This is a genomic window from Psychroflexus sp. MBR-150 (assembly GCF_053628795.1).
The window spans coordinates 1-7,984 of the sequence record NZ_JBRJHB010000036.1; the positions used below are offsets into that span (position 1 = coordinate 1).

The 7,984-nt window shown below is 31.0% G+C and carries 8 protein-coding genes and 1 tRNA gene; 8 read left to right on the forward strand and 1 reads right to left on the reverse strand.

Annotated features, from left to right (window positions below; all coding sequences use genetic code 11):
* Positions 1–265 precede the first annotated feature (265 nt).
* The 8 genes from ACSSV5_RS11955 (at position 266) to ACSSV5_RS11990 (ending at position 7,713) form a co-directional block, all read left to right on the forward strand.
* Positions 266–1,492, forward strand: a complete 1,227-nt coding sequence (locus tag ACSSV5_RS11955; protein ID WP_454246054.1) for a tyrosine-type recombinase/integrase — start codon at positions 266–268, stop codon at positions 1,490–1,492.
* A gap of 66 nt (positions 1,493–1,558) precedes the next feature.
* Positions 1,559–3,103 (forward strand): hypothetical protein, encoded by a 1,545-nt coding sequence (locus tag ACSSV5_RS11960; protein ID WP_454246055.1) that lies wholly within the window; start codon positions 1,559–1,561, stop codon positions 3,101–3,103.
* 111 nt (positions 3,104–3,214) lie between these two features.
* Positions 3,215–3,559, forward strand: coding sequence for a helix-turn-helix domain-containing protein (locus ACSSV5_RS11965; RefSeq protein WP_454246056.1), 345 nt, complete (start codon positions 3,215–3,217; stop codon positions 3,557–3,559).
* Positions 3,559–3,870, forward strand: coding sequence for a hypothetical protein (locus ACSSV5_RS11970; protein ID WP_454246057.1), 312 nt, complete (start codon positions 3,559–3,561; stop codon positions 3,868–3,870). Before ACSSV5_RS11965 ends, ACSSV5_RS11970 begins: the two co-directional genes overlap by 1 nt.
* Complete coding sequence (locus tag ACSSV5_RS11975) at positions 3,867–5,417, forward strand: DNA primase family protein (RefSeq protein WP_454246058.1); 1,551 nt, start codon at positions 3,867–3,869, stop codon at positions 5,415–5,417. Before ACSSV5_RS11970 ends, ACSSV5_RS11975 begins: the two co-directional genes overlap by 4 nt.
* Before the next feature lie 89 nt (positions 5,418–5,506).
* Positions 5,507–6,871: a DUF6965 family protein gene (locus ACSSV5_RS11980; RefSeq protein WP_454246059.1), complete on the forward strand. Its 1,365-nt coding sequence runs from the start codon at positions 5,507–5,509 to the stop codon at positions 6,869–6,871.
* A 1-nt stretch (position 6,872) separates the two neighbouring features.
* Positions 6,873–7,079 (forward strand): hypothetical protein, encoded by a 207-nt coding sequence (locus ACSSV5_RS11985; RefSeq protein WP_454246060.1) that lies wholly within the window; start codon positions 6,873–6,875, stop codon positions 7,077–7,079.
* Positions 7,080–7,125: 46 nt separating this feature from the next.
* The gene (locus ACSSV5_RS11990) at positions 7,126–7,713 is read left to right on the forward strand and encodes a hypothetical protein (protein ID WP_454246061.1); all 588 of its coding nucleotides are present in this window, start codon (positions 7,126–7,128) and stop codon (positions 7,711–7,713) included.
* Positions 7,714–7,805: 92 nt separating this feature from the next.
* On the opposite strand, the gene ACSSV5_RS11995 is transcribed toward ACSSV5_RS11990, so the two are convergent.
* A tRNA-Asn gene (locus ACSSV5_RS11995) sits at positions 7,806–7,879 on the reverse strand.
* Positions 7,880–7,984: the final 105 nt, after the last annotated feature.

Sequence of the window (7,984 nt, forward strand, 5' to 3'; positions counted from 1 at the left end):
GTAAAGGTAAAACATGATAACAAACAAAAAAGCCTTACGCTAATGTAAGGCTTTTGCTCCTCCTGAAAGACTCGAACTTTCGACCCTCTGATTAACAGTCATAAATTAGGCACAAAACAAACAAATATCAATTTTATAAAAACACAAGCTAAAGCCTATATTTTATAAGGCTTTAAAATAATTTATTTTATTGACTTTATACCTTTACTTTGTGATATTATGTTATATTTGTGTAACAATTGTGTTACAAATTAAAGTTGAGGTTATGAAAACAGCAAATGCAAGTATTTATTTAGACAAAAACAGACCAAAGAAAAGTGGTAAATGTTCGGTTAAAATCAAAGTAACCTATAACAGAAAACGCAAATATTTTTCTACTGGAGTAGATTTAACGCCACAGGAATTTGAAACCGTATTTTTTGGTAAGCGTAAAACCCGACAACAAAAAGAAATTAAAACTAAGGTTGAATATTTTGAAAATAAAGCAAATGATGTAATTGACTTACTAAGCGTATTTTCATTTGATGCCTTTGAAACTAATTTTTTAGACGAAAGGAATACAGCAGACAGCGTTTCATTTGCATTTGATAAATACATTAAAAACTTGAAGCTTGAAAACAGAATAGGAACGGCAGTAAGTTATGAATGTGCAAAAACCAGTATTAACAAATTCAATAACAAACTAACATTTGCAGAAGTTACCCATACATTTTTAAAAAAATATGAAAAATGGATGCTTGACAACGGCAACAGCAGAACCACAGTAGGCATTTATTTAAGAAGCCTTAGAGCTATTTACAATTTACAAAACATTGATAGGGGCGTTTATCCTTTCGGGAATGGAAAAAACAAATATGCCATACCAACCAGTAAGAACACTAAAAAAGCTTTAACTATTAAAGAGATTGGTAAAATTTACGGGTATGAAGCTGAACCAAACAGCACTAAAGAAATGGCAAAAGATTATTGGTTATTCCTTTATTTATGCAATGGTATGAATGTAAAAGACTTCTGTTTATTAAAGTGGAAAAACATAGACGGTAATATTTTGACTTATAAGCGAGCTAAAACAGAACGAAGCCAAAAGCAAAGCAAACGCATATCTGTTGCCTTGAAGCCTGAAAGCTTAGCCATTATACAAAAATGGGGGCAAAAATCAATTAATAAAGATGCCTACATATTCCCACACCTCAACAATAATATGAACGCAATACAAAAAAGAGATACCTACCAAAAGCTAACTAAAATCATAAATAAATACATTAAGCAAATAGCTAAAGAGCTTGAAATAAACAAAAATGTAACTACTTACTACGCTCGCCACAGCTTCGCAACTGTATTGAAGCGTTCAGGGGCTAAAATTGAAATGATAAGCGAACTATTGGGGCATAGTAATGTAAGTGTAACTGAAAACTACTTAGATAGTTTTGAAAATGACCAAATACAGAAACAAACAGATGTATTAACAACTGGATTTAAAAAAAGTAGTTAAAAAAAAAAAGATGTTTTTGAAGCTTCACATTTTTCACAAAATTCACAAACGCATAATAGACAAAAAATGATACCAAATAGAATAAAAGATTTATTTCAATTTATAGATTTTCTACACTCGAATATTGAAGTCTTCAATAAGTCAAATGATTTAATAAAAGAACTAAGGGAATTGGGGCAAAAAAGAAGCCAGTTAAATAAGAATGAAAGTTTTAAGGATAAATTAGAATACAGCAAGACCCAAAATGAAATAAAGCGTAAATATGATGTGCTAAATCAGAATGTAATTCAAAAAATCACAAATAAGGCTAATGATTTAAAGATATTAGATAATAGCAGAAAAAACAATGAATTTAAGTTGAATGACGACGCCATTACAAAACTAAAAGAACAGGCAACGCCTAAAGACTTAAAACAAATTTCAGAACACAAAAACAAGTATTTAGAATTTAGAAAACAAACCAATAAAGACAATTATTTAAGTTTAGGTTTTTTCTTTGCTGACTTGGATAGGTATGCTGAAAAAATATTTAGCTATTTTTTAGAAGATTATATTGAAAAAATAAACAAAGATTTTTTAAAAAAAATCAGACTAAATTTATCTATTTATTATTTTAATTTAACAAACACAAGCACCCCAAAAATTGTAACAGAAAAATTAACCCATAGCTACTTAAAAAGAAATTTTGACGTAGATAACTCAATACTAAAACATTATTATAGACAAACACAATATTTAATTTCAGATAATGAATTTAATTATTTAAAAAGCAAAGGTTATGTAAGCGAAAAATGGAAAGCCTTAGAACCTTATTCAATTGTAATTGATAACGCATATTATTCCAGAAGTGATTTATTTTCTAAATTAGAACTTATACCAACTGGTACTCAAAAACTTAAATGCGGTGGCAAAAAAGTTGTTTATTTATCTGATTTAAAACCTTACTTTAAAGAATATTCAAAAGGTTTTGATTTTGGATTTAAAGAGTTTGAAAGTGAATGTATTAAACCATACTTAACAAGTTTTGCAGATAAAAACGATTACGTAAATAAAGTATTTGAATTTGTGTCTAAAAGAATATTTTTAAAACACGACTGGGGTAATCTTTATAAAGGGTTTAGCACAAATCATAATTTAAAAACTAATGAATACGAGATAATAGGCGGGTTTAAAGACGGTAAGGAGCAAGGTTTTTTTTATAGGGCTTGGAGCATAGTTTTTTCAAATCATATTTTATTTACTCCACTATTTAAAAAGATAGAAAATACAAAAACAAAACCCTCACAGGAAACACCACCACCAAAAGAAAGTGAAACATTAAGCAACTTAATCACCCACCAAAACAGCGTTGAAGTAGTTGAAAAAATCAAAATACAATACAAAAACATTAAAGGGAAAAGCTTAAAATTATTGCTTAAGGCTTTTCAGGACTTGGATTTGTTACCCAAAGAAAGAATTGCTTCAAAATTTCATAGAGCTTGCAAAAATGAGTTTAACTGGGATATTGCAAGCTACAACGCAATGAATGAATATAATTTTAATGATAAAACAGACAAAGAAGATTTAGAACAAAAAAAATCTTTCCTAAAAAGTATAATTGAAACTAAATAAACAGCTTGCATAAACTTGTATTTACTTTTATACAAGATTATACAACTGAATATCAATAAGTTAAATAAAATCATCTATTTATGTTTGTAATGGATTTTAAATATATTCATTATGAACACAGATTTAACCTTTAATGATTTACCCAAAGCGGTAAACATGTTAACAAATGAAGTTAACGAACTCAAAAGCTTATTGCTTAAAAAACAAGCACCCACCCGAACAACAGAACAGCTTTTAACGATTAAAGAAGCAAGCGAGTTTCTTAAACTTTCAGTGCCTACTTTATACAGTAAGGTAAGCAAAAACGAATTGCCATTTATGAAACGTGGCAAACGCTTATATTTTTCGAGCGTTGAGCTTATGGAATACGTGAAGCAAGGGCGTAAAAAAACAGGTGCTGAAATTGAAGCAGAAGCAGAAGCCTATTTGTCTAACAGCAAAAAAGGATTGAAGTAATGGAAACCAAAAACAACAACCCTTTGCATAATAGACAAGGCAAAGATAATAAACAGAAGTCTTCTACTACACAGCTAAAAACCATATTCCAGTATTTACAAGACCATATTGCTACGGCTTCAATGGTATCAGCTGAAACTGGAATACCACAAAAAAACATTTGTAGATATAAGCGAGATTTAGAAAAGTCAAACAGACTTTGGGAAACAGAAAAAAAAGAGTGTAAAAACACTGGTTTTAAGGCTTGGTATTTAACGACCGACCCGAGTAAAGCACCTAACAGCAACCAACTAAAAATGTTTGAAGTATGAAGACGATAAACCCAAATTTTGATGACCTCAACAATCCTGAAATTATAAAGAACCACGTTCAGGAATTGACAAATCACAAAGCAGACGACCACAGCAAAATATTAGGCAAATTAATAAATGAAATTAAGCCAGTAGATTTTGAGGTCTTAGCATTCCCACAATTAAAAAAACTTAAGGATAAACTCGAAAAAACAGAAGCTGGGAGCGATGACGCTAAAGCCATTCAAAAGCAAATTGATAAGCTCACTGTAAAGCAAAAACATTTTATAATATTAAGTGTTGAAAATATTTTAAAGTATGCTGAAAACAAACGCTGGGGCTTATGTAAAAACCACGATTTTATTTATTTGTATAATAGCAACTACTGGAACGAATTAGATAAAGAAACCTTTCAAAAGTTTTTAGGCGAAGCGTCCGAAAAAATGGGCGTAACAAAATTTGATGCAAGGTTTTTTCAATTCAGGGAAAAGCTTTACAAACAATTCCTTGCAACGGCTTATTTGCCTACGCCTGAAAATGACAAAAACAAGGTTTTCATAAATTTACTAAATGGAACTTTTGAAATAAATTCAAACGGCACAAAATTAAGACCTTTCAAGTATTCAGATTTTCTTACATATCAATTACCATTTGAATATGACCCGAAAGCAAAAGCACCAATTTTTGAAAAATACTTAGATGAGGTTTTACCCGATAAAGCACGTCAAAAAATCTTAGCTGAATATTTAGGATATGTATTTATAAAACACGGTAGCAATAGATTAAAAGAAGAAAAGGCGTTGATTTTATACGGCACAGGGGCAAACGGTAAATCTGTCTTTTATGAAGTGGTTAACGCTTTATTGGGCGAAAAAAATACAAGCAATTTTTCTCTGCAAAGCCTTACAAACGATAACGGCTATTTTAGGGCAAAGATTAGTAATAAGTTGGTTAATTATGCCAGTGAAATAAACGGCAAACTTGAAAGTGCAGTATTCAAACAATTAGTTTCAGGCGAACCAGTAGAAGCACGTTTGCCATACGGTCAACCTTTCACATTAAAACAATACGCAAAACTTATTTTTAACTGTAATGAATTACCTAAAGATGTTGAACATACAAACGCATATTTCAGACGTTTCTTAATTATTCCCTTTGATGTAACCATAGAACCAAATAAGCAAGATAAAAACCTACATACAAAGATTATTGAAAACGAGCTTTCAGGCGTGTTTAACTGGGTTTTAGACGGGTTGAATAGATTGCTTAAACAAAAGCGTTTTACTGAATGCGAAGCGGTTAAAAAAGCTGTTGAGCAGTATAAAAACCAGTCTGATAGTGTCAAAATGTTTATTGACGAAAGCGACTATAAACACAGCTCAACAGAATACAGTTTGATAAAAGATTTATACCCTAAATATAGATTGTTTTGTATTGAAGACGGTTTTAGACCAGTCAATAAAACTAACTTCAAAAAAAGATTAAAAGCTTCGGGGGTTTTAGTTGAAAGGCTAAACGTTGGGAATGTAGCCTATTTGTATAATTCAGATAATGAAATTAGTTTTTAGCACGGTTTAGTTTAAGCGTAAATATACGCTTTTAAACTGTAAACCGATAACCGTTGATAGTTTATTAAACCAGTTTAAACCTTAAACCGATGAATGAATACAGATACATATTAGACCGAAGCAGTAAAAAATTTGTTTGTCCGAATTGTGATAAAAAACGCTTTGTAAAATACATTGATACAGTAACAGGAACCTATTTATCTGATAAATATGGACGGTGCGACCGTGAAATTAATTGTGGTTATCACTCAAACCCATACGATGACAAAGACAATGCAATAAATTACAAGCCTAAACAGCCCAAAGTTATTAACAAGCCTAAAACGGCTTTTATACCTGTTGAGGTTTTAAAACAAACACTTTTAAACTATGATAAAAATATATTCATTCAAAACCTACTTAATAAAATTGCGTTTCCCTTTGATGTTAAAAGCATTGAAACGGTTATATCTTTATATCGTTTGGGAACTGTTCGTAAAACTGGAGCGGTTTGTTTTCCTTATATTGATATAAACCAAAATATAAGAGCCGTTCAGGAAAAAATATTTGATGCGACCAATCACACTGATAAAAGCAAAAAATATCATACCAGTTGGCTACATAGTAGGCTTCAATACAGCGAATACAGATACAAGCCTTTGCCTGAATGGTTAAAAGCTTATAACCAAAATGAAAAAATAGTATCGTGTTTGTTTGGCGAACACCTTTTAAACAAATATCCTGATAACCCTATTGCATTAGTAGAAGCACCAAAAACGGCAATTTATGGGACGTTGTATTTTGGGTTTCCTGAACAGTCTTCAAATTTACTTTGGTTGAGTGTTTTTAATCTTAGTAGCTTAACACTTAACAAATGCAAGCCTTTAAAAAATAGAGATGTTTATTTGTTTCCCGACCTATCAAAAGACGGTAAAGCCTTTGAGTTATGGGATAACAAAGCAAAGTATATTCAGGAACGCATACAAGGGGCTTATTTTAAGGTTTCAGATTTATTAGAACGCTTAGCACCAAAAGAACATAAAGAACAGGGCAACGACCTTGCAGACTATCTTATAAAACAGGATTGGCGTAAATACAGAACACAGCCCAAAGCTGAACCACCTCAACCAGTCGATGTTTCAAAAAGTGAAAAACGTGAAAAATGTGAAGCTTCAAAAAAAACTTTTTTTTTACAACAAAACGAAACTTTTGAAAATGACTTAGAAATTTTGAATACTGAAAATAAAAAAGATGACTGGAGTAAAAGCATAACACAGCTTGAAAATTATTTTGATAGTGTTGAACTACCTACCAATCCAATAAAATTTAATCAATGCAGTAGGATTATAGACGTATCAAAGTTTATCGAAAGCCATTTAAATACAGTAAAAGCAAATAATGGGAATAAAACTTATAAACCATACCTGAATCGATTACAGGAATTAAAAGAAATATTAACCATAAATTCAAATTGATATGAAAACCAAAGAACAGATTTTAACAAGGTCATTACGTGATGATTTAAAAAGCATTATGCAGAATGAAATAAACAAGCTCCCTGAAACGCTTGAAGCCTTAGAACCAAAGGAACGTATAAATATTGTTTGTAAATTAATGCCTTATGTATTCCCAAAGGTGCAGAACATACACCCAAAAGAGGGCGAACCATTTACCTTTGATTAAACTACAAATTCTTTAAGTATTTAGGTTTCATTTTAAAATTATACTGATGCCAAAATTCCCAACTTTCCCGACTTTATACGATGATGTTTTACAATTGAATATCACTATACTAAAGCAATGGGGCTATTTAAAGCCAAACCAAATAAAAAGCGGTCAACTTGACTGGAGTAGAAACGGCAATGTATTTGCCAGTATTTCAATAAAAGTAAACACCCAAACCCAAAACCCATTTGTTGAACTGGACTATAATTTTAATGATGTCCCACGAAATTATAAGATACAATTAGTTTCAATGCCTTCAAATTTGGGTAAAGGCTTGATATGGTATTTTCTTTGTCCTCAAACAAAAAAGCGTTGCAGAAAATTGTATCAAATAGGCGGTTATTTTTTACATCGTGAAGCTTTCAACGGTTGTTTTTATGAAAGTCAAATACATAGTAAGTATTACAGGGAAATGGAAAAAACTTATGGCGTTTACTTTAAAAGCGAAAAGCTTTATAATGAGATTTATTCAAAACATTTTACAAAATATTACAATGGGAAGCCTACCAAAAGATATTTGAAATTAATGAAGCAAATAAAGCAAGCTGAAAGTATTTCATTTAGCGAAATTAAACGGCTTATGTATTCCTGAAAATAATATGCTTATTTACGTTTTGTGTAACAATTGTGTTACAACAGGAAATAAAAAAAGGGCTACTGTTTTGTAACCCTTTGATTATTAAGCTCCTCCTGAAAGACTCGAACTTTCGACCCTCTGATTAACAGTCAGATGCTCTAACCAACTGAGCTAAGGAGGAATTTAACTCTTTTTATTTCAATCTCGATAGCTCCTCTGATTAATCCCGCATGTGCGGGACTCTAACCAACTGAGCTAAGGAGGAATTTAACTCTTTTATTTCAAT

Coding starts and splice junctions, on each gene's coding strand:
- ACSSV5_RS11955 (WP_454246054.1), top strand. CDS start 266: ATGAAAACAGCAAATGCAAGTATTTATTTAGACAAAAACAGACCAAAG.
- ACSSV5_RS11960 (WP_454246055.1), top strand. CDS start 1,559: ATGATACCAAATAGAATAAAAGATTTATTTCAATTTATAGATTTTCTA.
- ACSSV5_RS11965 (WP_454246056.1), top strand. CDS start 3,215: ATGAACACAGATTTAACCTTTAATGATTTACCCAAAGCGGTAAACATG.
- ACSSV5_RS11970 (WP_454246057.1), top strand. CDS start 3,559: ATGGAAACCAAAAACAACAACCCTTTGCATAATAGACAAGGCAAAGAT.
- ACSSV5_RS11975 (WP_454246058.1), top strand. CDS start 3,867: ATGAAGACGATAAACCCAAATTTTGATGACCTCAACAATCCTGAAATT.
- ACSSV5_RS11980 (WP_454246059.1), top strand. CDS start 5,507: ATGAATGAATACAGATACATATTAGACCGAAGCAGTAAAAAATTTGTT.
- ACSSV5_RS11985 (WP_454246060.1), top strand. CDS start 6,873: ATGAAAACCAAAGAACAGATTTTAACAAGGTCATTACGTGATGATTTA.
- ACSSV5_RS11990 (WP_454246061.1), top strand. CDS start 7,126: ATGCCAAAATTCCCAACTTTCCCGACTTTATACGATGATGTTTTACAA.